Below are 23,532 nucleotides of genomic sequence, written 5' to 3'. Positions count from 1 at the left end.
GACGGGTAAATATCTGATTTTCTACGTTATCGTTCTTATTCTTGATCGGTTGGCAGACGAGAATCAACAACATCTGCACTAACACGATACCTATTGTATAACTAACATGTTAGTGTTAGACAACTGATTACATCACAACAGCCAAAACGCCATCTCCTTTGGCGCCAGACAGGAACGCTCCATGACCGCCCCCAGAACCGAAAAATTCGGCATCTCCGCCGCCATCACCACCCCGTTCACCCAAACCGGGGCGATCGATACCGCATTGCTGTGCGCACATGCGAAATCTGTTCTTGATCAGGGATGCGCATCGGTAACGCTTGGCGGCACCACCGGCGAAGGTCCGTCACTGTCATTGAGTGAAACAATTCCGGCGTACAAGGCACTGACCGCCGCATCAATTGATCCGTCCAAGATTGTTTTTGGCATTCTGCAATCGGCCTTGCCCGATGCCATCGATGCCGCACGTCAGGTATCGTCGCTGGGCTGCAAATACATACTGGTTGCCCCGCCCTATTATTTCAAAGGGGTCAGTGACGCAGGGCAGATCGCCTGGTTTGATCAGTTTTTGACCGCAATCAGCGACACCGGATTGAACGTCATTTTGTATCATATCCCACAAATGACGACCGCCCCGATCACCCCGGACATGGTGGGTGCCATAATCAAAGCCCATCCATCGATGATTGCCGGGGTTAAGGACTCATCTGGTGACTGGGACAATGCGATGACCCTGCTCGACCGGTTTTCTGATCGTCATATCCTGATTGGCGATGAGCGCATGCTTGGGGCCGCGATCAAACGCGGCGCATCGGGTGCCATCTGTGGTGTTGCCAATATTGCACCGGGCCTTCTGATCCCGCTTCTTGATGGCAAGGAACCTGATAAAAACCTGACCCCGCTTGTCAATGCGCTGCTGGAATATCCGGTGACCCCGGTCATCAAGGCCCTTGTCGCCCATGTCACAGATACGCCTGCATGGCGACGCGCGCGCGCGCCGCTTGTCGAACTCGATCAGGGGCAGTATGAGTTGATAACAAACACCTATAATCGCCTGTTCGAATCCGGGAACGATTGATGAATGACGCCAAACGGCAGCCACTAAGACAAAGCAGACGCAGCGAAGCCTATGACAGCTTCACTGAACATCTGTTGGCCCGCAATATTCGACCGGGCCAGTTTATCTCCCAGCGTGAGTTGGTCGAGATTACCGGCATGCCGCTTGGCGCCATTCGCGAACTGATCCCCCGGCTTGAGACCGATGGCCTGATCACCACCGTCCCCCAACGCGGGATGCAGGTCGCCCATATCGACCTTGATCTTGTCCGCAATGCGTTTCAGCTGCGTATCTTCCTTGAGCTTGAAGCCGCACGGATGTTCACCGTTCAGGCCAGTGACGAAACGCTGGCGACCTTGCGCAAGGAACACGAAGACGTTCTGAAAGCAGCCGAAAGCGGCATTACCACCGAGCTTCTTGAACACGCACAAAATGTCGACTGGTCCCTGCATGACCAGATAATCGATGCGCTTGATAACGAAATCATTTCAAAGATTTACAAGGTTAATTCCGTCAAGATCCGCCTGATCCGACAGGAAAGATTCCGTCTGACCGAAAACCTTTTGCAAGACGTGATGACCGACCATCTGGCGATCATTGCCGCCTTTGAAACCCGCGACCCGGAACAGGCCGCCACCAGCCTGCGCCAGCATCTTGAAAATGCGCGCGGACGTGCCCTTGGTCTTGGCGACCGGTAAGCCAAAAGCCGGTTATCCCGTTTTCCCAAACAAAAACCGGCCGGAACAGTGTTCCGACCGGCTTGCGCCATCCTATGGATGGAAAGTTCGATGCCCGCGTTTACCCGCGGTTAAACGAAACGACGGAACTCGCCCGATTTGCGCGGCGGGCAGAAACGTTTCAAATAGGTCGGCGCAATAGCCTCAACACTATTTGGCGTAATGCCAAGTTCGGCAAAACCATCTGATCCTTCGGACACCACATTGTCGGTTTTAAGCAAACGCACCTGATCAAGCGTCAATGGCGGCACCGGCAACAACTGCAGGAAGAACGCCTTAATTGATGCCAACCAGAACGGAACGGGCATCAGAATTGCGCGCTGACGGGTGATATGCAGCATGTCGCGCAAAAGCCCCATGAATGAATAGACTTCCGGTCCACCCAGCTCATAGGTTTTGCCTGCTGACTTGCCTTCGACCAGTGCGGTCATGAAGGCATCGGCAACGTCACCGACATAAACCGGCTGGAATTTCGGCCCCCCATCGCCAAGCATGTCGATCTTGCCTTCGCCCAGATCAACTTTCGGCAGGCCCGGCGCTCCAATCACCGGCAACACCGGAGAGAACCGCGCAAGCCCCGCAAATTTGTTCAGGAAATTGTCGTCGTGGCCAAAGATCACCGACGGGCGGAAAATCACCGCATCGGCAAAGGCATCACGAACTGCCTTTTCTCCGGCCAGTTTGGATGTCGCGTAATTGGCACTGGTGTTTTTATCCACCCCCAAGGCCGACATATGCAAAAGCGTTTTAACACCACATGCCTTGGATTCTTCGGCAATACGTTTGGCGGCTTTGACGTGAACATTCAGGAAATTGTTTTTCCCGCGTTCATACAAAACACCCAGAAGGTTGATCACAGCTTCGGAACCGTCGATTGCCTCTTTGATCGAGTCTTCATTGCGCACATCGCAATAAACCGGAACCACCTGACCCAGATAGCCCATCGGTTTGAGTTTTTTCACCCGTTCAAAGCTGCGCGTCGGAACGCGGACGATAAACTCACGCTCAAGCAGACGCTTGACGATATGACGTCCGACAAATCCGGTCCCGCCAAAAACGGTTACGATACGACGATCCATGCTTGCTCTCTCCTTGCCGGTGTCATTGTCCGCGGCGAATTTCCAAGAAAGACACACCGGCGTTAGGTGCCTTCAAGACCGGGTGCGGCGGCCGGTCCGATCCAAATGGTGTCCTGTGGACACTCATATTGCCCACACATGTGACAATATGAGTGTCCACAGGCTCTTGGGTTATATACGACGCGAAACCCGCGTCAACAATGCGCTTTTGTTAATCAGCATCACCGTTGGCGGTGTTTTTTGCCATTAATTGATCATAAAGCGCCAAAAGACCGGCCTGATAGTCGGGGTAGAGCAGCTTCACACCCAACTCCTGCTTGATCCGGGTATTTACAACGCGTTTGTTATCTTCATAAAAGCTTGCCGCCATCGGGCTCAGCGTTGCGCTGGCAAAATCTTGTTCAGCCGGGGGATCAACGCCCAACAATCCACAGGCATGCGCAATCACATCCTGCGGCGGGGCGGCATCATCATCGCACACGTTATAGGCCGCGCCGCAATTGGGCTGCTTGATTGATGCCAGCACGGTCTGGGCAATGTCATGGACATGAATGCGCGAAAACACCTGACCGGGTTTGACAATCCGGCGCGCCCGCCCCGATTTCACAGTTTCAAGCGCGTTGCGTCCCGGGCCATAAATCCCGGCAAGGCGGAAACTTTGCACGCACAAGCCATGACGACGGCCAAGATCAAACCATGCCTTTTCCGCCGCAACCCGTCTGCGCCCGCGCTTGCCACTTGGCAATAACTCATCGTCTTCGGTGACTTCGCCGCCATCGCGGTCGCCATAAACACCGGTGGTCGACAGATAGCCAATCCATGTGCCGTGAGGCAGGATCGCCAGATCGCTACCATGATGGTGAATGACCGGATCTCCCATCCCGCCGGGCGGGGCAGAGACCAGAACATGGGTCACGCCTTTTAGGGCCGCACGGATATCTTCAATCGGCTGATCATCACCAAAGATAAACGGTTCAATCCCGTGCGTTCTAAGCTGTGCGGCTTTATCGGGGCTCCGCGTCGTTCCGGCAATCTTCCATCCATCCTCATGCAGGGCATCTGCGACAAGGCGGGCGGAAAATCCCATTCCGAAACAAAACAGCTTATTGGTCATAAAGGCCTCTGCGCGTTGGCATTCATATGCGGGTCTGAACCCAATTGATGGTCCGCACAGTAACGGTCCCGCACGGCCCAGACAAAACCTTTCCGGCACCTTTTGCCGCAGGCCGGAAAATCGCAATAAATAAGACAATCATTATCTTGCCGTTTTCATGCTGTTTTTTGGGCCGTCATACATTCAGGCATGGTCGCATAGGGGCATTCCCCCTATGCTGCATGCTGCCGACTTCGCCAGACAGGGAGCTTCTTTCACCATGGTACGACGCCCGGCTCGCACATTTTTAAGACAGGCATCTCCGCTTTTGATTGCGGGTATGATCGCAATTGTCTTTGCGCCCGACGCCATTGCCCAGACCGAAAGCAATGGCGGCATGACCAATGAAGAAGCCCAGCAATATAAAGACTGCCTGAAACTGGCCCAGCTCAAACCTGAAGACGGTTTTGAAAGTGCGATTGCATGGCGCGATATGGGCGGCGGCGAACCCGCGCGTCATTGCGTGGCCGTATCACTGATGTCACTTGGCAAATTCGAAGAAGCCGCAACCAGGCTTGATGCACTTGCCCAGGACAGCACTGCCGACAGAGGCGTTGTTGCCGGTATGCTTGCACAAGCCGGACAGGCATGGATGTTAGCCAACAATCTTGAATTTGCCTGGCGCGATCAAACCCGCGCCCTTGAGATTGTTAAAAACGATCCGCAACTTTGGATCGACCGGGCAATGGTGCTTGGCATGGCCGGGGAATATTGGGAATCGATTGACGATCTTAACAAGGCACTTGATCTTGAACCCGATCAGACGGATGCGCTGATTTACCGTGCGACGGCATGGCGGATGCTTAAAAGCTATGATCTGGCGATGACCGATATCGAAAATGTCCTTGCCCAGGAACCCGGCAATGTTCAGGCCCTTTTTGAACGTGGAAACCTGCATCGAATACAGGGTGAAAACGATCTGGCGCGCCGCGATTGGTTAAATGTCATAGAAAATTCAAACGGAACCCCTGTCGCTGATGCGGCAAAAGCGAATATAGAGAAGATGGATGTTCGCACCGAATCAGAATAGGTTCGCTGCGACCTGTTTGCTTTATATGTGGTCGGCGTGACAGACCGTCGACCATAACCGGATAACACCGGATACCTTTGGGGGCCCAAATGCGTCGCACGCTTGCCTTAACTGCCATTGCCGCGTCCATGGCACTTGTTTCTGCCACGTCTTTGGCACAGGCACGTGACCAGATCAGGATTGTCGGATCCTCGACCATCTTTCCGCTGACCACCAAGGTCGCCGAATATTTTGCCAAAACCACCAATGCCCCGGCACCTGTCGTCGAAAGCACTGGTTCTGGTGGCGGGTTCAAACTGTTTTGTGGCGGCATCGGCGAACAATATCCCGACATCGTCGATTCATCGCGCCAGATTACCGGATCGGAAACCGCGATTTGTGCGGCCAATTCCGTCAACAACATCAGCGAGATTAAAATCGGCTATGACGGCATTGTTCTTTTGGGATCGCGCAACGCCCCGTCGATGGCACTGAGCGCCCGCCAGCTTTTCCTCGCCCTTGCCCGGACCATTCCGGTTAAGGGGGCAAGCGTGCCCAACCCGAACGACAAATGGTCAGACATCGATCCGTCCCTGCCGGATTTGAAAATCCGTGTTTACGGTCCGCCGCCCACCTCGGGCACCCGTGACCTGATGGGCCAGCTATTGCTTGATAAGGGCTGTGCAACCTTTTCCGATATCGCCAGCCTTGAGTCATCTGACCCCGACAGCTTCCGTCTTCTGTGCCGGACCCTGCGCGAAGACGGTGCCTATATTCAGGCCGGCGAGAATGACCGCCTTGTTATCAGCAAACTGGAAAAAGACCCGACATCCTATGGCGTGATGGGCTTTAACAATCTTGATCGCAACCGCGACAGGCTGCAGGGCATCCCGATTGATGGTATCGAACCTGATTATGACACCATCCTTGATGGCAGCTATTCCGGGTCACGTCCGCTGTATCTTTACATCAAGGACGATCATCAGCAGCTTGTTCAATCGCTTGGTGATTTTGTCTCGACCTATGTGTCTGACGCGGTGATTGGCGACGAAGGTCTTCTGGCAGACAACGGTCTGGTACCCTTAACCGCCGATGAGCGCAAAGAAACCCATGCGCAGGCAGCAAAGTTCGCTGGCAACTGATCGCATAACACGCACATGATCTAACCCGGCCGGGCCAATCAGTCCGGCCGTTTTGCCATCCAGACCTGATTGGTGGCATAGCGTGGCGGATTGCCTTTGAAGTCAGAAAATTCCGATATCGAAACGAAACCGCAAAGTTCCAGCATCAACCGCATTTCACTGCGATGAACCCAGCGCAGATGATGCCACGCATCTTCTCGCCGAATAACATCCCCGTCGACACCGATTTCCTCAAACCGCCAATGTTCATCGAACCGCTGGGTCAGGGGATCATTGGTGCGTTCCATCGCGGTAATCCGCAAACGACTTCCGGCCTTGCCAATGCCATCGGGCATGGGAAAAATCGGAAGTTCAACCACCTCCGCATCACCTTCGGGCAGGCAATAACGTAAATCAGGGTCGATCAGATCAAAGGCAATCACCCCACCGGGTTTGAGGTGCGCAAAAGCACACTCAAGCGCACGGCGCTGATCATGGGCATCGGTGACTTCCTGCAAGCCGCGAAACGGAATGATGATCAACCCAAATGATCGACCAAGATCAAAGTCACACATATTCGCATGGTGCCATGTCAGCTCAGGATAGTTGGTGCGCGCCTGTGCCAGCATCGCCTCGGACAGATCAAGTCCTTCGACGGCAATGCCCAGTTTGGCAATGGCCGCCGCAATCCGCCCGGTTCCACAGCCAAGCTCCAGAACCGTGCCCCCATTCGGCCCGACAACCTGCGAGGCGATGTTGGTATAAAACGGAATGGGATCTTCGAAAATTTTACGATCAAGATCAGCGCGAAGATCGTAACTGGCGGTATTTAGGCCACCGACAGGGTAGAATTCATCGTGATTGGATGAATCCGTCATTCAAAATCCAGCTCGGCATAATGCGGGGATGCCGGGAAACTTGCCTGCCGGTCTGCCAGAATATCGCGCATCGACGGTCGGGATTTAATCCGCATATACCAATCTTTGGCGCGCGGATGTTTTGACCAGTTGATGTCGCCCATATAGTCGATCACTGAAATCTGCGCGGCGGCGGCAAGATCGGCCATCGTCAAATGATCGCCCGCAAGCCAGTTGCGCCGTTCAAACAGCCAGCCGACATAATCAAGATGATACGCCGCATTGGTCCGCCCGGCACGCAGCACCTTGGTGTCGGGCGTGCCGGTCGCAAAGAAGCGTTTTAGCAACTTCTCACCGAGCAAATGGTCGGTGACTTCGCGGTTAAATTTGCCATCAAACCACGCGACAAGGCGGCGAATTTCGGCACGTTCCTTGGCGTCCGAGCCAAACAATTTCAGATCGTCTGAATAGACTTCATCAAGGTATTCACAGATGACAACCGAGTCACACAGAATCAAGCCGTCCTCATCCTGAAGAACCGGCACTTCGCCTGCGGGATTAAGCAACAGAAATTCGTCGCGCCGCTCCCAGACCGGCTCGGCCTTCAATTCGAAATCCAGCTTTTTCTCGGCCAAAACCAGGCGCACTTTGCGCGAAAACGGCGATAGCCAAAAATGATGTAACTGACGCATAAACCTGAAGATACCCGACCAAGGATGAACTTTTTACAAAGACCGGACTGTTGGCGCGGCTTCTTTTTCAAAGCCACCCGCGACATTCGTTTCAGTACCGGAATTTCAAATCTGTCAAACCACGCGGCACAGATTAAGTAAAGAGCTTCTCATCATTAGAACGGTGATTTTGATGCTTTTTATCCACATTGGCACCTTGGCCGTGCAAAGAAGCCTATCTACCCCGACTTTTCGCCAGTTCCAGCATTCCGTCAAGATCAAGACAGGCTTCCAGATGATCGGCCAATTCATCAAGGCTGGCATCAATCGACGCTTCAAAATTCATCCCGCTTGAAACACCATAGCCGCCAATATGCCCAAAATAGGCTTGGCGAAACGCATCGCTGCCAAACAGCCCGTGTAAGTAACAGCCCATCACCCGACCATCGGCACTGATGGCCCCATCCAGAACCCCGTCCGATGGGCCCCCAAACCGCAACCAGCTGCGCGACCGATCCGGGCCATTGGTCTGCCCCATATGAATTTCATAGCCCCAAAGGGCGATATTTTCCGCTACGCCCCGATCATCGCCGACCGTCACCGCCTCAGTCTTGCGAAGGGTTTTATCCCCGGCCATCACCGTTTCAATGTCAAGCAGGCCCAAACCGGTTTCACTGCCCGGCTGCCCCTCAACCCCGTCCGGGTCATGCACCATCCGGCCCAGCATCTGATAGCCACCACAAATCCCGATCACATGCCCACCGCGACGATAATGGGCGGCAATGTCCACATCCCAGCCCTGATCTTTCAAGAATCTCAAATCGGCCAGTGTCGATTTGCTGCCCGGTAGAACCACCAGATCGCAATCACCGGGGATCACTTGGCCCGGCTTGATCAGCAACAATTCAACCCCATCTTCGGCCGCCAGCGGATCAAGATCATCAAAATTGGCAATACGGGGCAAATGCGGAACGGCAATGCGCATGCGTGCTTCACCATTGCTATCACGGTGATATTTGCCTGCATTTTCCAACGCAACACCATCTTCAGCCGGAAGCTTATATGCCCCCGGCCAATATGTTGCGATACCGTAACTTTTAAGGTTTCCATGCTTGGCAATGATGTCGGTTGCCGGTTCAAACAGGGATACATCACCGCGAAACTTGTTAATCACATAGCCCTTAAGCCACCGGCGATCATCCGCGGACAAAAGCGCATATGTTCCAACAATTGATGCAATCACACCGCCCCGGTCAATATCGCCGACCAGAATAACCGGAATTTCCGCCGCCTCGGCAAAGCCCATGTTGGCGATGTCCGATGCGCGTAAATTGACCTCGGCGGGTGATCCAGCCCCCTCAACCAGCACCAGATCGGCATCGGCTGCCATGATCTCGAAACTTTCAAGCACCTTGGGCAGCAAGTCACGTTTCAAACGGTAATAATCACGCGCCTTTGCCGTGGTCAGAACCTTGCCCTGAACTACGACCTGCGCGCCGATATCTGATTGGGGTTTGAGCAACACCGGGTTCATATGCACCGTGGTTGCCACCCCGGCGGCGCGGGCCTGAAGCGCCTGTGCCCGGCCAATTTCGCCGCCATCATCGGTCACGGCGGCATTGTTGGACATGTTTTGCGGCTTGAACGGACGCACGTGCAATCCACGCCGGGCATAGGCCCGACAAAGCCCCGCCACCAGCAAGGATTTCCCGACGTCCGAGCCGGTACCTTGTAACATCAGGGCAGGGACAGAGCGCACAGTCATTCCGGTTTCAAAACTTTCATGCAAACAGGCTTACATATAGCCATCATCACCCGGCAAACCGCGCCGTCCCCTTGATGGGATCGCAATCAGAACTCAACGCCAATCTGCGCCTTGATGCCCTGTTCGCGGAACGGATGCTTGATCATGGTCATTTCGGTGACCAGATCGGCGGCCTCAATCAGGGTGTCGGGGGCATTACGCCCGGTCAGAACCACATGCTGATCAGGAAGCTTTTCCGCCAAAGCCCCCAAAACATCCTCAAGCGGTAAGAAATCATAACGCAGCACGATGTTGATCTCATCAAGGATCACCATCGAGAAGCTGGGATCACGCATCATTTCGAGTGCCTTGTTCCATGCATCCCGCGCAAGCGAAATGTCCTGTGCCCGGTTTTGGGTTTCCCAAGTAAACCCCGCACCCATGGCGTGAAACTCGCACAAATCGGGGAATTTTTTCAGCAATTTGGCTTCGCCGGTTTCCCAGCCGCCCTTGATAAACTGAACCACGCCAACTTTCATGTCATGCCCGACACAGCGCATCGCCATGCCAAAGGCCGAGGATGACTTTCCCTTGCCCTTGCCGGTGTGGACAATGATAAGGCCCTTTTTATCGATCTTCTGGGCCATCATCTTGTCGCGCGCAGCCTTGATTTTCTTCATCTTTTCGTCATGGCGCGCATTAACGTCCACGTCTGGCTGGGTCTTGTCGGTCATGGTTTTATGCCTTTGTCTTTTCGGGCCGTATCGCTTTGAACATTTGCTGGCGAACAATGCGGCGAAGCGGCCTCGGGATCAAGGGCAGTTTTGCGGGGCGCGGTCGAGATCAAGATGGGCGATGACGCCCTGAAACCCCAGTTTTCGCGCCACCGGGCATAGGCTTTGCGGATCGGTACCGTTATCAATTTCTTCAAGATACTCAACGGCAAACACCGGCTTTCCCAAATCGTGATAAGGTGCAAATTCCCCCATAAAACCAAATCGATAAGCTGATTCCAGCAAGGCAAAATCCATCTTTTCAACCAGTTCAGGCACAAGATCAGACGCATTTTTCTGCCCGATGGCAAGGCCGCGCGCATGGGCCTGATCAATCAGCCAATCGATGTAGCGAAGTTGATCCGCACGCGTCAGGTCAAACCCGGTTTCCTTGCTGCTGTCATCGGCCTCATAAGCATCGATGTTATCAGGCTCAACCGCCAGAAACCCCTTATCGCGGCAAAGATCCAACCGGTCGCGCATGACATCGGCAAACCGTTCGAACCGGCTGAAATCAAGCCAGTTCTCCCCCGGCCAGCCCCAATAGGCATTGCCGATCACATCGGATGGAAAACGATCCCGATCATCGCGCCAGTCTTCGACCGCCCCGACATTGATATAACAAATGGGGAAAACCCCGGCATCGCGCCATTGGCGCACCTGATCAGCAGACGTTTCAAATAAGTCACTGCCAACAACCCTGATATCATCCGCCAGCTCAATATCGCCCTGTAACTGCCAGTGAAACGGTCCCGTCGGGACTTTTGGCCAGTCTGGTGTCGCAGATGTTTGCGCCATGGCGCGCACACTTAAGCCGCTGCTGGCACCGACGCAAAACGTCATAATCGTACATAAAAACAGGAATTTAGCAGTATGCATAAGGGTGCCTTGGCTGTGTTAGCGCAATTTTGCCCTCCCTCTGGCAATTGCACAACCGCGTAAATACAATGCCACGCAAAAGAAAAGCGCGATCCATAAGACCGCGCTTTTCCGACCCCATATCGGGGCACTTCCCCCACCCAGAAGAAATCCTTCAGGTGCTTTTAAGGCGAACCGATTGCCTTATTAAGACTGTGACAGACCAAGATCACTGGTCACCAGATCAGCCCATTTATCGGGTTCACGCATATCGATGTTGCGCAATTCCGGGCGGCGCATCCGGGCCTTGTTAAACATTTGCAACCGATCCCCCGGCGACATCCGCCGCAGGCGCATCAAGGCCTTGCGCACTGCATCGTTGGCCGGTCCGGTCGGCCGCTGGAAGCTTTGTTCGACCACTTCAAGTCGGCGTTCAAGCCAGTTGCGGCTTGCCACAACCTGCTCGATCAGGGCTTTGAATTCGCGCACAACCGGGAAATGATCCATATTAAGGTGGGCTGTGGAAACCGCGGCCCGCCAGACCTGGCGCTCAACCCCTTGCAGGTAGCGCCAGTAAATTTTCACCTTGGCGTCAATTTCCACTTTGGTTTGGTCCGGGCCGGGCAAATGCCGGGAAAGTTCGCTCAGCCCCCGGTGAAGCTCATCAAAGCTCACCGGAAGATGCTGGCCATTAAACCGTTCGCGCACACTCAAAACAGCCGGGATCGCACCCCGTGCAGGACGATAACGTCCTTGCCCGTGCAGATCGGCACGCAACCAATGTGGAATATCGCAATCGGCAATCAGGAAATCGATGATGTCCGTATGCCCGGTATGTCCGGGCAAGGGGGTCTGCGCATAGTCAGGCAGCCTGACATCAGGTCGAACGCTGGTCGTCTTTTCCATCGCGGCCTCCGAACTCTTTGATCGGTCTGCGTTCCCGCGCAGGCGATCCGAATGGGGTGCCCCGTCCCTCACAACTTATTAATAGTTGGTTAATAGAGATATGGTGCGTAAACGAAACGTTTCAACTGCCGATAATGTTCCCGTGGTAAAATTGTTGTGAGTCTGATGTGTGGTGGTATCCCTTAGGCACGGTCACCCAGATCGACTGAAACACTGTTGCGCCGTGGCTGCCACAGACCGCGCTCAATCGCCTCGCGCAGGCGATCGCGGATATCGCGCAAGGCATCTGGATTGTGCTGATCGATAAAGTCCCGCACCGTCTCATCACCAAGATATGCGTCATAGACCAGATCAAAATGATGATCGGCCACACAGCGGGTCGTCGCCGCAAAGGCAAACAGATAATCAACCGTTGCGGCAATCTCGAACGCGCCCTTATAGCCGTGGCGCATCACCCCGTTGATCCATTTCGGATTGACCACGCGGGCCCGCACTACACGGGCGATTTCTTCTTCCAATGTGCGGATTTTCGGGCTTTCGGGGCGCGAATGATCGCTGTGATACACCACCGGCTGCTTGCCCGACAGGCTGCGCACCGCCGATGTCATTCCGCCTTCGAATTGATAATAATCATCCGAATCCAGAAGATCATGCTCGCGGTTATCCTGATTATGGACAATCGCATCGACTTTCGACAACCGGGTTTCAAACAGCCCACGCGCTGCCTCGCCCTCAGCCCCATTGCCATAGGCATAACTGCCCCACGCCAGATAGGCATCAGCAAGATCGTCTTCGTCTTCCCACAGTTTTTCGTCAATCATTGCCTGCAAACCAGCGCCATAGGCCCCCGGTTTGGACCCAAACACCCGAAATGCCGCCTGTCGTTCGGCCTGTGCATCATCAAGCCCCTGATCGCGCAGTTTTTGCGTTTCCTGCGCAACCCGTGCGGCAATCGGATTGCTTTCGGCGGGTTCATCGGTCTGGGCGGCCACCGCACGCACCGCACTGTCAAACAGGTCAATCAAACCGGGAAACGCATCACGGAAAAACCCCGAAATGCGTAAGGTCACATCGACACGTGGACGCCCCAAAACCGATGCCGGCATGATTTCAAACCCGGTCACACGGCGCGATGCACTATCCCATGTCGGGCGCACCCCCATCAGGGCCAGGGCCTGTGCAATGTCGTCACCGCCCGTACGCATATTGCTCGTCCCCCAGACCGAAAGCCCAAGGGCGGCGGGCCATTCGCCGTTATCCTGCACATGACGTTCGAGCAAAAGTTCGGCCGATTTCCACCCCAACTGCCACGCAGCCGGTGTTGGCACGGTGCGGGTATCAACCGAATAGAAATTTCGCCCGGTCGGTAAAACATCTGGCCGCCCACGGGTCGGTGCCCCCGACGGACCGGGTTCAACAAACTTGCCCGCAAGCCCACGCAAAAGCCCCGACACCTCAGCATCGCCACAGCTGACAACAGCGGGTCGAATATTTGTTTCGATATCGGTTACAACGTCACACACCGCCGACCACAGCGGATCGGGCGCAACAGTGCCATTGACCAGATCACGCGCCAAAAGCTCAATCCGCTCCACCGTATCGCCGGTGGTTCGCCACGGCCCCACCTCATCATAATGGGCCAGAATGTCGGGTTTTATGCCCGGCCAGAATTCGGCGAAGGCACAATCAAGTGGATCAAACCCGGCATCGCCCAAAATATCCTTGGCAATCGCACGGTGAAGCGATGCCTTTGGTCCGCTGTCCGATCCACGCGGCAAACGCGCCAATGCCACCAAAAGATCGGTCAGAAGATCGCCTTCCGGGGCCTTGCCAAAAATATGCAAGCCATCCCGAATTTGAAGTTCTTTAAGCTCACACAGATAGTTATCAAGTTTGGCCAGCGCACTTTGTTCGTCTTCGCCCGCCTCAATCCCGCAATCTCGGTCCAACCCGATCTGAATGGCCAACTCAAGAATATCGCGTTTTAAGATCACCAACCGGCGCGGGTCAACGGCTGCGGCCTCAAAATACTCATCAACCAGCGCCTCAAGGTCTTTGAGCGGACCATAACTTTCGGCCCGGGTTAACGGCGGTGTGAGGTGATCAAGGATCACGGCCTGTGCACGGCGTTTGGCCTGCGTGCCTTCGCCCGGATCATTGACGATGAACGGGTAAAAATGCGGGGTCGGGCCAAACACCGCCTCGGGGAAGCATTCCGCCGAAAGCGCCAATGATTTTCCCGGCAGCCATTCCATATTGCCGTGCTTGCCAAAATGAATGATCGCATCGACGCCAAATTCGTGGCGCAACCAGATATAAAACGCGAAATAGTTGTGCGGCGGCACCAAATCGGGCGAGTGATAGCTTTCAAGCGGATTGATATTGTACCCGCGCGCAGGCTGTAACCCGACCACGACATTGCCCATCGGCAGGATCGACAGCGCAAAGCTGTCCTGATCATTGATATAAAACGGGTCTTTTGTCGGATCGCCCCACGCATCCAGCACTTGCGCCTGAATGGAGGCCGGTAACCCGTCAAATGCCGTTTGATAGGCCGCCCGCGAAAGCGTCACCCGGATTTCACGGTCCGCCAGCGTTTTGAAATCATTGGTCGGCCCGGCCTTGACTGCGTTGATCAAGGCATCGCCATCCGTCGGAATATTTTCAAGCGCGTAGCCATCTGCCTGCATGGCACGCAGGGTTTCAATCATCCCTGCAGGCGTATCAAGCCCAACCCCGTTGCCCAGACGGGCATCCTTGTTGGGATAGTTCGCCATCACCATCGCGACCTTGCGTGATGGGGCATCAAGTTGACGCAACCTGACCCAATTGGCGGCAAGTTGGGCGACAAAGGCCACGCGGTCGCGCACCGGGATGTATTTCACCAAATCAATCTGGGTCAGCGGGTCCTTGCCAGCCGACCCCTTGAACGACACCGCGCGCGATAAAATACGGCCATCCACTTCGGGCAGGGCGACATTCATCGCGATGTCGCGTGCGGCAAGGCCATTGACGCCGTCGCGCCAGCTTTCTTCGCTGCCACCGGAAAGGACGAGTTGAAACACCGGTACATCGACCGCATCAAACGGCCCGATTTTTCGTTCTGATCCCGGAACAGAAATCGAGAACCCGGTGGTGTTCAGGACCAAATCTGCCGCTGTTTGCTCCAGCCAGTCACTGACAAGCGCACCCGCCGCCGGATCCTTGAGGCTGGAAACAAAAATTGGCAATGGATTCAGATGATTGGCCTGAAGTTCTTCAACCAGAGCATCAATGACATCAAGATTGGCCGCCTGCACCAATGACCGATAGAAAATAATCGGCGTAACTGGTTGATTTTCAACCCATTGTTTGCGGATTTCGGCCAAATCGACATGCGCATTTCCCGGCCAATATCCCCCGGCCTTGACCAGTGGGGCGGCGGGTTTCCACTGCCAGTTAACAGATGAATTCAACTTTTCATATATAAGGCGAAGTAAATTCTCGGAATTTTGTGGCCCGCCTTCAATCAGATAGCGCCAGATATGCTGATAGTCGGCCCCCTTAACGGTTGAAAGCGACAGTAGTTCCGCATCGGGTTGATCATCGCCGGGCAACAGCAAAAGCGGGACGTCATTTGACCGGGCAAAGGCGACAAGCTGCTCGATGCCATACTCCCAATATCCCCGCCCGCCCAGAATGCGCACGATGATAAACTTGGCATCACACAGAACATCTTCGACATACAAATCGACCGACATATTGTGACCAAGCTGCAAAAGACTGGCCAGACGCAAGGACGGAACATCACCGCCAAATTCTGCCGTCAGTCGCCCTTGCGCGCCAGCAAAACACGCCAGTTCAGATTCTGCCGCCGACAGGATCACGACATCGCCGGGGTCCTGTCCAAGATCGACGGCTTCACTGCCGTCTGTCACCATTCCGGGCTGTGCTGCCAGCAAATGCATTGGGGTTTCCGTCTCTTTCTTTCGTGTCAGGATCTACTGAGACCGGGACAAAGTCCCGGACCGAGGGCTGCTTCCTAAGACCCAGCTTGGGATCGGGCCGAAGACCAAACCGAGGATCACGACCATCGGTATCCGCGATCCGCACCCATCCCCCGACGAGCCGAACCAAGGCCGGGGGATGCGGGTTTCACGGCGTCATGCAGACGTGAAACACGGCCTTGCACCGATAGGACAAAACAGTGTTTCACGTGAAACAAAACAAGAACAAATGATCTTACGCCGCCTTGATCGCGGTTTCAATTGCCGCACGATCCAAGCCATGCAGGCCAATCACCACAAGTTCAGACCGGCGGTTTTCGCCGTCCGTCCACGGGCGGTCAAAGTACCGCTGGAACCGTTCGCCAACGCCCTGAACCACATGACGCATCGGTTTGCCCGGCACATCAAGGAACCCCTTGATACGCAGCACATCAAACTGACGCACAACTTCAATCAAACGCTTTTCCAGAACCGCCGGATCGGTGACCGCACCAAGCGACACAACAAAACTGTCGAAATCATCATGGTCGTGTTCATGGCCATCATCATGATGCGACGGACGGCTATCAAGATCATCCTCGGCCGCGGCACCCAGCCCCAGCAGAATGGCATTTTCAATGCGTGAATGATCGGTTGCGATAATTTTGACTGACGGGCGTTTCAGTTGGGCACGAATGTCGGCTTCAACCTTGGTCCGTTCGGCGTCACTCAGAAGATCGGTTTTGTTAAGCACAACCATATCGGCGCAATGCAGTTGTTCTTCAAACAGTTCTTCAAGCGGGCTTTCGTGATCAAGGCTGTCATCGGCTTCGCGCTGGGCCTGCACCGCATGATGATCATGGGCAAACAACCCGTCACGCAGCGCCGCACCATCCAAAACCGCGACCACACCATCGACCGTCACACGCGATCTGATTTCTGGCCAGCTAAACGCCTTGACCAGTGGTTTTGGCAAGGCCAGACCAGATGTTTCAATCACGATATGATCCGGCGGCGTTTCGCGGTCAATCAAGCCTTGAATGGTCGGCAGGAAATCATCGGCCACCGTGCAGCAAATGCAGCCATTGGCCAGTTCCACCACGTCATCTTCGGCACAGCCTTCAATGCCGCAGCCATTGATGATGCCGCGATCAACACCAAGATCGCCAAATTCATTAATAATCAGTGCAATCCGTTTGCCATTGGCGTTTTCCAGCATGTTGCGGATCATGGTGGTTTTGCCTGCACCGAGAAAACCGGTAATCACAGTTGCCGGGATTTTACCCAATTGAGCCATTCTCAAATTCCTTAAATTTCAATTTTTTGTGGGGTTATTTGACCTGCATCGGAATGCCGGCAACCACCAGCGTTACCCTGCCTGCAAGTTCGGCCATACGTTGATGCAGCCGTCCAGCATGATCGCGAAAGGCCCGTGCCATGGCATTTTCCGGCACGATCCCGAAACCGACCTCGTTTGACACAAAAAGAACCGGGATGTCGAGGGTCGGAACAAGATCGCACAGGCGATCAAATTCGGCCTCGATATCGCGGTCTTCAAGCATCAGGTTGGTCACCCATAAGGTCAGGCAATCAACCAGAACCGGCTGTGCGTCGGGCTGATTACATGCGTGAAGGGCAGCACAAAGATCCAGTGGTTCTTCGATCGTATGCCAAAGGTCGCCGCGTGTTTGTTTGTGAAGGTCGATGCGGTTGGTCATTTCCGCATCCCAGGCCCGTCCAGTGGCGATATAGGTTCCGCCTCCGGCTTGTCCGGCCCGCGTAATGAGATTTTCGGCAAACCGGCTTTTGCCTGATCGGGCACCGCCAAGGATCAAATGTATCCCGGCAAGCGCTTCTGTATGGGTCATCGCGTTTTCCTCGCCATGGCCTCCCACCGAGGCCGGGTTGCGTCGCCACTACGCAAGATAGGCAAGACATAGTGACACCTTCGGCTGGTTTCCTGGCTGCGGGCATGAAAGCCATCCGCCTTCCCGGTTTCCCGGTGGCTGGCGCAAATGCGCCCGGATCGCCCAACCCGATACAGTTGCGGGGGCAGCATCGGCATTTCACCGATTTCCCATCACCGAACGGTGCGCCGAACCTAACAGCTTTGCCTGTTCTGCCAAAGCGCTATCTCCGACCTAGGGTCTGAACCCAATTGAATGTTTAAAATGGCATCAGAACAAACAAGACATGCAAGGAAATCTCCGCCGCGCGGGGTATTGCCCCGGGCAAGGGGATTGACGCAGCAGGTCGCAGAGTGTCCTGATGTCCTTCGGATCGGAGGAATTTGCACGGGCTATTACGTCGCATCACCTTGCAAGGCAGCGAGCCTCGCTGCGGTAATGCTCCTGATATCCGCACAAATTCCTCGCGACCATTTCAAGCATTCAATTGGGTTCAGACCCTAACCATAAGGTCAGTATTTGACAGAATTGCCTGCTTGAGACCCCCGGTCATTTAAGAGAACATAATATTATCACGCTGGAATGAGAGCCATAACAAGCGCCAGCCAGTGTGATGACCGGGGAAAAAACAATCATAACCCGGTTGGTTGCAGTGACATGCAACTTGGAACTCTTGGGGTTAACTGGATATTTGCAAGATCAGATGGCAATTCATGCGCACCTACACAAAATCCGTGAACTAAGAACGCCAACCTGGATCACCTCATCACGCAAAGACATGTGGCTGGGGCTTCTTGAACGTTTAAACACGCAAGACAGGGCGTTTCATAGATTTCTTGATGACTACGCAACAAATGACGACATCACGCTTGCACGGCGTGATGTACGTAATATTTTTGCGCAAGATGCCGCAACCGGCGTCATTGCGACCATTTTCTGGTCCCATGCGCGCGGGATGCGTGTGAATGCCTTGTCACTTCTGGTCCGCGACCTTCCAACATTGATCACATTGATGTCGGTAGCCGATTTTCGCAATGATGAGTTAAATGAACTGCTGGCCCAGCCCGGCATTTCGGTCCCGACAGCAAGCAAAATGCTGTCTGCCTGTGGCAAAACCTATTGTGGTATGCCCGCTGCGATCATTGATGACACCATCATTCAGGTCATCGAAAACAGCACCTTTGCCCGTGATTTTCCCAACATTGCGGAACTGCGTAACAAATCACGCAGCCGCCCGGTCCCCTATTACGAGGCGTACCTTCGCGATGTGACCGCGCTTTGCGAAAAATACGACATTACCAGTGATATGATTGACCGTTATCTCGCCGAATATGCCTTGGGCAACACGTCGCAAAACGCGGAATTACAATCGGCATAGACATCCCACAGGTCTTAGTAGCGCTGATTGACCGCCGTTACGCGCCAGCCGGGTTGATCAACACCGTCAATATATTCCAGTCGTGTTAGCCCAAGTGTGTCGATGTGAAACGACAAGGCGGTTTCAAGCGATAGGCCGAGTGCATTGGCAAGCACCGCACGCACGGTCCCGCCGTGGATCACGGCGACAATATCGCGTCCCGCCCAATAGCGGTTTAGCCGACTGAAAATCGGCCCGACACGGGCAACAACATCAGAGAAACTTTCCCCGTTCGGGGGATGCTGACGGGCGAAATCCGTCCAGAATTTTGTTGTTTCGCCTTTGGGTAAATCATTCCAATGCTGCAATTCCCAAGCCCCGAAATGTTGCTCGGCAAGGGCTGTTTCGCGCGTTGGAAGGACGTCTTCGTCAATCAGTTCCTGCAATTTAAGGGCGGTATCAAGTGTGCGCGATAAATGGCTCGTCACCCACCCGGCATCTTTTGGCAAATGCCGGGCCAGAGCACGCAGTGCTTTTTCGTCTGACAAATCAACGGGCATGTCGCTTCGGCCATAGACCAGCCGTTCCGGGTTAAGAACCGGCGCATGACGGACCAGCCACCAGCGTGTTGTTTGACTTTTCATAGAGCTCCCCACCACGGACTGCGTCTTTCTATCGGCCCGAAGATAACGACATCAGATACCTCTTAGATATTGCCCATCGTCGCGACAAATCCAATAGCGACAAACAGTTCAGCCACCATTTGTGTCGCCCCCAAGACATCCCCGGTTTGTCCACCAATTTGCCATCTGGCGATCCCCGCCATCAAAGCCGTCGCCAGCATCGCAGCCACAACAACCGAAGCCATCACGACAGGCCCGGACAAAAGCCAAACAATCGCGATGGCAATCGCAACACCCAGCATCACATGACGCCATTTGGGTTGACCGGCATTCTTGCCAAGTCCGTTATCGCGCGCCGGTGAAAGAACCGTCATTAAAACCGGCATCACACCGCGCGATACCACCGCCATCACAAGCAAAAGCACAACCGCCTGCCCAGCGTCAGCAGCCCGCACCAGCAACGCAATGCGCAGCCCAAGACACAAGACAAGGGCCACCACGCCATACGTGCCAATACGGCTATCACGCATGATTTCAAGTTTTCGAGCACGATCAAGCCCCCCACCAAAACCATCGGCGCAATCGGCCAGACCATCTTCATGCATCGCACCGGTCAAAAGAACCAACGCAAGGACGGCAACAATGGCAAAAACCACCGCACTTTCCGTCAAATAAGCTGCCAACTGGGCCGGTATGAGGGCAATGCCTGCCAAAAACAGCCCAACCAAGGGCCAGCACCAGACCGACCGGGCAATCAGGGCTGGGCGAAAATCATTGATCCGGAAAACCGGCACCCGGCTGAGCAGCACGAGCGCACGAAAGAAATCAGACACCACCGGAATCTTACCTACAACAAAGGTGCTGTCTTCTGGTGGGTTTTCGGTGCCACCATCAGAACTTTGCATATTTGTTTCGTTTTGATTATGATCTTTAGATGCCGTCATTTTTCGATTTTCGATCTGGTGTTATGGTAACCATAGGCCTAGGTTGAGGCCTCAATTATTTAGAAGGTTTCGTTGTTGTCCAAGGACCGCGGATCAAAACACTTTTCACTGCCAGCTTAAGCTGTTTGTCCCCAAACGACAGCCTATAGCGAAACGTCCTAAGCAATTGGGCTCTCAACCTAAACTTTACCGTAACAGAAGCCAAGCGGAACACGCTTGACGCCACCGCCTGCCAGCCGGAGACCAACATGTTCAACCCGAAGCACCCGCCGCAAAACCTTGACGAAATCCGCGCCCTCCTTGCCGACCTGCCATCAGCAGACAGTGAGGCACAGGCAGCCGTTTTGCAGCGTGAGCCAACTCTGACAAAACCGGCAGGATCGCTGGGACGGCTTGAAGATTTCAGCCTGTGGCTGGCCGGATGGCAAGGAACGTCGCGCCCCAATATGTCGCGCCCACGCGTCACTGTCTTTGCCGGCAGCCATGGTGTCGTGGCACAGGGTGTTTCGGCCTTTCCGGCAACGGTCAATCAGCAGATGGTTGAAAACTTTATCAATGGCGGGGCCGCCATCAACCAGATTTGCAAATCGGTTGATGCCGAACTGCGTGTGATGGAAGTCGCCCTTGAAATTCCCACCAATGATTTCAGCCAAGAACCCGCCATGGATGACGAAGGTTGTGCAGAAGCCATGGCGTTTGGCATGAGTGCGATTGAAAAGGGGCTCGATTTGTTTGTCCCTGGCGAAATGGGCATTGGCAACACCAGCTCGGCTGCGGCCATTGCGCACGCGCTATATGGTGGTGAGGCTGCTGACTGGACCGGTCGGGGAACCGGAATTGATGACGAAACCCTGATCCGTAAAACCCGTGTTGTGGGTGATGCCATCATCCTGCACAAAAACCAGATGCATGACGGGCTTGATGTTCTGCGCTGTGTCGGGGGACGTGAAATTGCCGCCATGGCCGGGGCGATTATTGCCGCCCGTTTTGCACGTGTACCGGTTCTACTTGATGGATATGTGTCCTGTGCGGCGGCCGCCGTCTTGGCCGCCATCCGCCCCGATGCGCTTGATCACTGTCTGGTGGGCCATGTGTCGGCAGAGCCCGGCCACAGTCGCCTTATTGAAAAGCTGGGCAAGAAGGCGCTGATTGATTTCGGGATGCGCCTTGGCGAAGGATCGGGTGCCGCATTGGCGATCCCGCTTCTGCGCGCGGCTGCGGAATGCCACAATAACATGGCGACCTTTGACAAGGCAGGCGTTGACGGCAAGGATTAGGACTTAAAGTCTGAACCCACTGAGCAAAGCCAAACATGCAAGACAGTAGCCCCGGCTAAATCGGGGCTATTTTTTTGTCCGCTCGCTCATCAGGTGTTCAACATGGCGCCCCTGGAACATGGTGATATTGATCCCGTGACCAAATTTGATCGCCCGTTCATCATCACAGCGACACAGGATCACACGGGTATCCCCGGACTCTGCAACCGCATCACGCATGGCGGTTTTATGTTCGTCATCCATGCTTTCCATGTCCGTATCCCAGATCATCTTGATCATATCAACGCCAAGTTTGTTGCGATTGATATAGGGCAGCGACAGGTGACTGATGCCGTCAATACAGATGCGATAGCCGCGATCCCGGCAGAAATCACGCGCAAAGAAAAATGCCCCAAGATCAGCAAAGATATCAATCTTTTGCAGTTCCAGAACAATCGTGCCGCGTTGGCCGGCCTTGACGTTACTATCGAATGTCAGGAAATCAGGGGATAACAGGGTCGATACATTCAGATTAATACTGACCGACCCGGTAACCGATGCATCATTGCTGCGCGTAAGCAGGGACAGCATGCGACGGTCCAGAATTTCTGTGAGATGCTGAAACAGCCAACGGTTCGACAACACATTGACATCGGGCAGCAGGGTTTCCTGCAAATCCTTGATCGAAATGAAGAGTTCGTGGAAGACCGGCGTCGGGTTAGCGTCCCCAACCACCGCACAAATCGCCTGACGGCGCATCAGATTTGATAAATCGGCCCGCCGCAGGGATTCATCAATACGCCCCAGAATTTTGGGCGTTAACGGCATCCTATCATCACCATAATCGGGATGATCATTGTGACGTTCGGCGGCCTTGCTGACCACACGCGGACGATTGGCGTTTGAGCGTACCAATGTCTGGGTCAGATGCAGGAAATCCTTATATTCCTGCCCGACATCAAAATAATCGGTAAAGGTTGCCGGTGCGCCACTTTCATCCTTGCCATCGCTGATCAGCGGATCATCGTTAAACAGGAATTTCAGCCGGAAAATGACCGCATTGACCTCATCCATCTCGGCGGCATCGAAAATGAAAATCAGATCCTGATTGGACAGGGTAAAGATGCGCCCGGTGACTTCGGGAACGATTTCTTCAAACGCGCCAATGGCCGTGCGGATATGATGGTCACGGCGGTTAAACGCTAACAATTTTGAAAAATGCACATGAATAGCCCCCACCCCTTCCTTACGCCGTTCAAGGCGTCGCACATAGTCGACGAGGAAGGCTTCAGGTGATGGAAGTGAGCTATCAGACATAAATATGATGACCAGATTGTGTGTTGCGCCGGAAACAGAGCCAATACTCCGCCCGTACTATCATAGTGCCTGCTAATTAACAGCTTATGTATTTATCATCCCCACCTATTGAAACCAAAGGTGAAAATCGGACAAATTCAGGCGATGATCGGAAAAAGATAAGTCGTAGCTTTCCGCTATTCAAACTGATAGTTTCAG

The 23,532-nt window shown here is 54.3% G+C and carries 20 protein-coding genes and 1 riboswitch; of the genes, 6 read left to right on the top strand and 14 right to left on the bottom strand.

Translation table 11 applies throughout. From position 1 onward, the window contains the following. The first annotated feature begins 181 nt into the window (after positions 1 to 181). Entirely contained in the window at positions 182 to 1,078 is an 897-nt protein-coding gene (locus K355_RS0119290) for a dihydrodipicolinate synthase family protein (protein ID WP_022733804.1), read from the top strand. Then, positions 1,078 to 1,755, top strand: coding sequence for a GntR family transcriptional regulator (locus K355_RS0119285; RefSeq protein ID WP_022733803.1), 678 nt, complete (start codon positions 1,078 to 1,080; stop codon positions 1,753 to 1,755). The genes K355_RS0119290 and K355_RS0119285 overlap by 1 nt, the downstream gene beginning before the upstream one ends. 110 nt (positions 1,756 to 1,865) lie before the next feature. Here the strand turns inward: K355_RS0119285 and K355_RS0119280 are convergent, their stop codons facing one another. After that, positions 1,866 to 2,873, bottom strand: a complete 1,008-nt coding sequence (locus tag K355_RS0119280; protein WP_022733802.1) for a complex I NDUFA9 subunit family protein — start codon at positions 2,871 to 2,873, stop codon at positions 1,866 to 1,868. A 211-nt stretch (positions 2,874 to 3,084) separates the two neighbouring features. Further along, on the bottom strand, positions 3,085 to 3,987 hold the full coding sequence (locus K355_RS0119275; RefSeq protein ID WP_022733801.1) for an SDR family oxidoreductase: 903 nt from the start codon (positions 3,985 to 3,987) through the stop codon (positions 3,085 to 3,087). 259 nt (positions 3,988 to 4,246) lie between these two features. On the opposite strand from K355_RS0119275, the gene K355_RS0119265 reads away from it, so the two are divergent. Together K355_RS0119265 and K355_RS0119260 are read left to right on the top strand one after the other, a co-directional pair. Beyond that, complete coding sequence (locus K355_RS0119265) at positions 4,247 to 5,056, top strand: tetratricopeptide repeat protein (RefSeq protein ID WP_022733799.1); 810 nt, start codon at positions 4,247 to 4,249, stop codon at positions 5,054 to 5,056. Positions 5,057 to 5,145: 89 nt separating this feature from the next. Then, the gene (locus K355_RS0119260) at positions 5,146 to 6,177 is read left to right on the top strand and encodes a substrate-binding domain-containing protein (protein WP_022733798.1); all 1,032 of its coding nucleotides are present in this window, start codon (positions 5,146 to 5,148) and stop codon (positions 6,175 to 6,177) included. A gap of 38 nt (positions 6,178 to 6,215) precedes the next feature. On the opposite strand, the gene K355_RS0119255 is transcribed toward K355_RS0119260, so the two are convergent. The 9 genes from K355_RS0119255 to cobU all read right to left on the bottom strand — a co-directional run bounded on the left by K355_RS0119255 (position 6,216) and on the right by cobU (position 17,798). Next, entirely contained in the window at positions 6,216 to 7,034 is an 819-nt protein-coding gene (locus K355_RS0119255; RefSeq protein ID WP_022733797.1) for a class I SAM-dependent methyltransferase, read from the bottom strand. Next, positions 7,031 to 7,705 carry a glutathione S-transferase family protein gene (locus tag K355_RS0119250; RefSeq protein WP_022733796.1) on the bottom strand — a complete coding sequence of 225 codons (675 nt, stop codon included), beginning with the start codon at positions 7,703 to 7,705 and terminating at the stop codon, positions 7,031 to 7,033. The genes K355_RS0119255 and K355_RS0119250 overlap by 4 nt, the downstream gene beginning before the upstream one ends. A gap of 214 nt (positions 7,706 to 7,919) precedes the next feature. Beyond that, positions 7,920 to 9,449, bottom strand: coding sequence for a cobyric acid synthase (locus K355_RS0119245; RefSeq protein ID WP_022733795.1), 1,530 nt, complete (start codon positions 9,447 to 9,449; stop codon positions 7,920 to 7,922). An 86-nt stretch (positions 9,450 to 9,535) separates the two neighbouring features. After that, the gene (cobO, locus tag K355_RS0119240; RefSeq protein WP_022733794.1) at positions 9,536 to 10,162 is read right to left on the bottom strand and encodes a cob(I)yrinic acid a,c-diamide adenosyltransferase; all 627 of its coding nucleotides are present in this window, start codon (positions 10,160 to 10,162) and stop codon (positions 9,536 to 9,538) included. Between the two features lie 78 nt (positions 10,163 to 10,240). Beyond that, positions 10,241 to 11,080: an endo alpha-1,4 polygalactosaminidase gene (locus tag K355_RS24490; RefSeq protein ID WP_022733793.1), complete on the bottom strand. Its 840-nt coding sequence runs from the start codon at positions 11,078 to 11,080 to the stop codon at positions 10,241 to 10,243. Positions 11,081 to 11,266: 186 nt separating this feature from the next. After that, the gene (locus K355_RS0119230; protein WP_022733792.1) at positions 11,267 to 11,965 is read right to left on the bottom strand and encodes a hypothetical protein; all 699 of its coding nucleotides are present in this window, start codon (positions 11,963 to 11,965) and stop codon (positions 11,267 to 11,269) included. Between the two features lie 182 nt (positions 11,966 to 12,147). Further along, positions 12,148 to 15,912, bottom strand: a complete 3,765-nt coding sequence (gene cobN / locus K355_RS0119225) for a cobaltochelatase subunit CobN (protein WP_022733791.1) — start codon at positions 15,910 to 15,912, stop codon at positions 12,148 to 12,150. Between the two features lie 274 nt (positions 15,913 to 16,186). Further along, entirely contained in the window at positions 16,187 to 17,227 is a 1,041-nt protein-coding gene (cobW, locus tag K355_RS0119220; protein ID WP_022733790.1) for a cobalamin biosynthesis protein CobW, read from the bottom strand. A gap of 34 nt (positions 17,228 to 17,261) precedes the next feature. Continuing rightward, complete coding sequence (gene cobU, locus K355_RS0119215; RefSeq protein WP_022733789.1) at positions 17,262 to 17,798, bottom strand: bifunctional adenosylcobinamide kinase/adenosylcobinamide-phosphate guanylyltransferase; 537 nt, start codon at positions 17,796 to 17,798, stop codon at positions 17,262 to 17,264. A 65-nt stretch (positions 17,799 to 17,863) separates the two neighbouring features. Beyond that, positions 17,864 to 18,045, bottom strand: a riboswitch (cobalamin riboswitch). Positions 18,046 to 18,540: 495 nt separating this feature from the next. Between cobU and K355_RS0119210 the strand changes: the two genes are divergently transcribed. Next, positions 18,541 to 19,215 carry a hypothetical protein gene (locus K355_RS0119210; protein WP_081649565.1) on the top strand — a complete coding sequence of 225 codons (675 nt, stop codon included), beginning with the start codon at positions 18,541 to 18,543 and terminating at the stop codon, positions 19,213 to 19,215. A 14-nt stretch (positions 19,216 to 19,229) separates the two neighbouring features. Here K355_RS0119210 and K355_RS0119205 read toward each other — a convergent pair whose 3' ends face one another. Then, positions 19,230 to 19,838, bottom strand: a complete 609-nt coding sequence (locus K355_RS0119205; RefSeq protein ID WP_022733787.1) for a histidine phosphatase family protein — start codon at positions 19,836 to 19,838, stop codon at positions 19,230 to 19,232. A 62-nt stretch (positions 19,839 to 19,900) separates the two neighbouring features. After that, on the bottom strand, positions 19,901 to 20,722 hold the full coding sequence (gene cobS, locus K355_RS0119200) for an adenosylcobinamide-GDP ribazoletransferase (protein ID WP_245562979.1): 822 nt from the start codon (positions 20,720 to 20,722) through the stop codon (positions 19,901 to 19,903). A 287-nt stretch (positions 20,723 to 21,009) separates the two neighbouring features. Here cobS and cobT point away from each other — a divergent pair, with 287 nt between their 5' ends. Further along, positions 21,010 to 22,038 carry a nicotinate-nucleotide--dimethylbenzimidazole phosphoribosyltransferase gene (gene cobT / locus K355_RS0119195; protein WP_022733785.1) on the top strand — a complete coding sequence of 343 codons (1,029 nt, stop codon included), beginning with the start codon at positions 21,010 to 21,012 and terminating at the stop codon, positions 22,036 to 22,038. Positions 22,039 to 22,104: 66 nt separating this feature from the next. On the opposite strand, the gene K355_RS0119190 is transcribed toward cobT, so the two are convergent. Then, positions 22,105 to 23,334 (bottom strand): EAL domain-containing protein, encoded by a 1,230-nt coding sequence (locus K355_RS0119190; RefSeq protein WP_022733784.1) that lies wholly within the window; start codon positions 23,332 to 23,334, stop codon positions 22,105 to 22,107. Between the last annotated feature and the right edge of the window lie 198 nt (positions 23,335 to 23,532).

It is taken from the genome of Thalassospira lucentensis MCCC 1A00383 = DSM 14000, from assembly GCF_000421265.1.
Lineage (GTDB): Bacteria > Pseudomonadota > Alphaproteobacteria > Rhodospirillales > Thalassospiraceae > Thalassospira > Thalassospira lucentensis.
This window is presented reverse-complemented; position numbering and strand designations above follow the sequence as displayed.

Coding starts and splice junctions, on each gene's coding strand:
- K355_RS0119275 (WP_022733801.1), bottom strand. CDS start 3,987: ATGACCAATAAGCTGTTTTGTTTCGGAATGGGATTTTCCGCCCGCCTT.
- K355_RS0119210 (WP_081649565.1), top strand. CDS start 18,541: ATGGCAATTCATGCGCACCTACACAAAATCCGTGAACTAAGAACGCCA.
- K355_RS0119190 (WP_022733784.1), bottom strand. CDS start 23,334: ATGTCTGATAGCTCACTTCCATCACCTGAAGCCTTCCTCGTCGACTAT.
- cobU (WP_022733789.1), bottom strand. CDS start 17,798: ATGACCCATACAGAAGCGCTTGCCGGGATACATTTGATCCTTGGCGGT.
- K355_RS0119280 (WP_022733802.1), bottom strand. CDS start 2,873: ATGGATCGTCGTATCGTAACCGTTTTTGGCGGGACCGGATTTGTCGGA.
- cobT (WP_022733785.1), top strand. CDS start 21,010: ATGTTCAACCCGAAGCACCCGCCGCAAAACCTTGACGAAATCCGCGCC.
- K355_RS0119245 (WP_022733795.1), bottom strand. CDS start 9,449: ATGACTGTGCGCTCTGTCCCTGCCCTGATGTTACAAGGTACCGGCTCG.
- K355_RS0119205 (WP_022733787.1), bottom strand. CDS start 19,838: ATGAAAAGTCAAACAACACGCTGGTGGCTGGTCCGTCATGCGCCGGTT.
- K355_RS24490 (WP_022733793.1), bottom strand. CDS start 11,080: ATGCATACTGCTAAATTCCTGTTTTTATGTACGATTATGACGTTTTGC.
- K355_RS0119290 (WP_022733804.1), top strand. CDS start 182: ATGACCGCCCCCAGAACCGAAAAATTCGGCATCTCCGCCGCCATCACC.
- K355_RS0119260 (WP_022733798.1), top strand. CDS start 5,146: ATGCGTCGCACGCTTGCCTTAACTGCCATTGCCGCGTCCATGGCACTT.
- K355_RS0119250 (WP_022733796.1), bottom strand. CDS start 7,705: ATGCGTCAGTTACATCATTTTTGGCTATCGCCGTTTTCGCGCAAAGTG.
- cobW (WP_022733790.1), bottom strand. CDS start 17,227: ATGGCTCAATTGGGTAAAATCCCGGCAACTGTGATTACCGGTTTTCTC.
- cobS (WP_245562979.1), bottom strand. CDS start 20,722: ATGCAAAGTTCTGATGGTGGCACCGAAAACCCACCAGAAGACAGCACC.
- cobN (WP_022733791.1), bottom strand. CDS start 15,912: ATGCATTTGCTGGCAGCACAGCCCGGAATGGTGACAGACGGCAGTGAA.
- K355_RS0119265 (WP_022733799.1), top strand. CDS start 4,247: ATGGTACGACGCCCGGCTCGCACATTTTTAAGACAGGCATCTCCGCTT.
- K355_RS0119285 (WP_022733803.1), top strand. CDS start 1,078: ATGAATGACGCCAAACGGCAGCCACTAAGACAAAGCAGACGCAGCGAA.
- K355_RS0119230 (WP_022733792.1), bottom strand. CDS start 11,965: ATGGAAAAGACGACCAGCGTTCGACCTGATGTCAGGCTGCCTGACTAT.
- cobO (WP_022733794.1), bottom strand. CDS start 10,162: ATGACCGACAAGACCCAGCCAGACGTGGACGTTAATGCGCGCCATGAC.
- K355_RS0119255 (WP_022733797.1), bottom strand. CDS start 7,034: ATGACGGATTCATCCAATCACGATGAATTCTACCCTGTCGGTGGCCTA.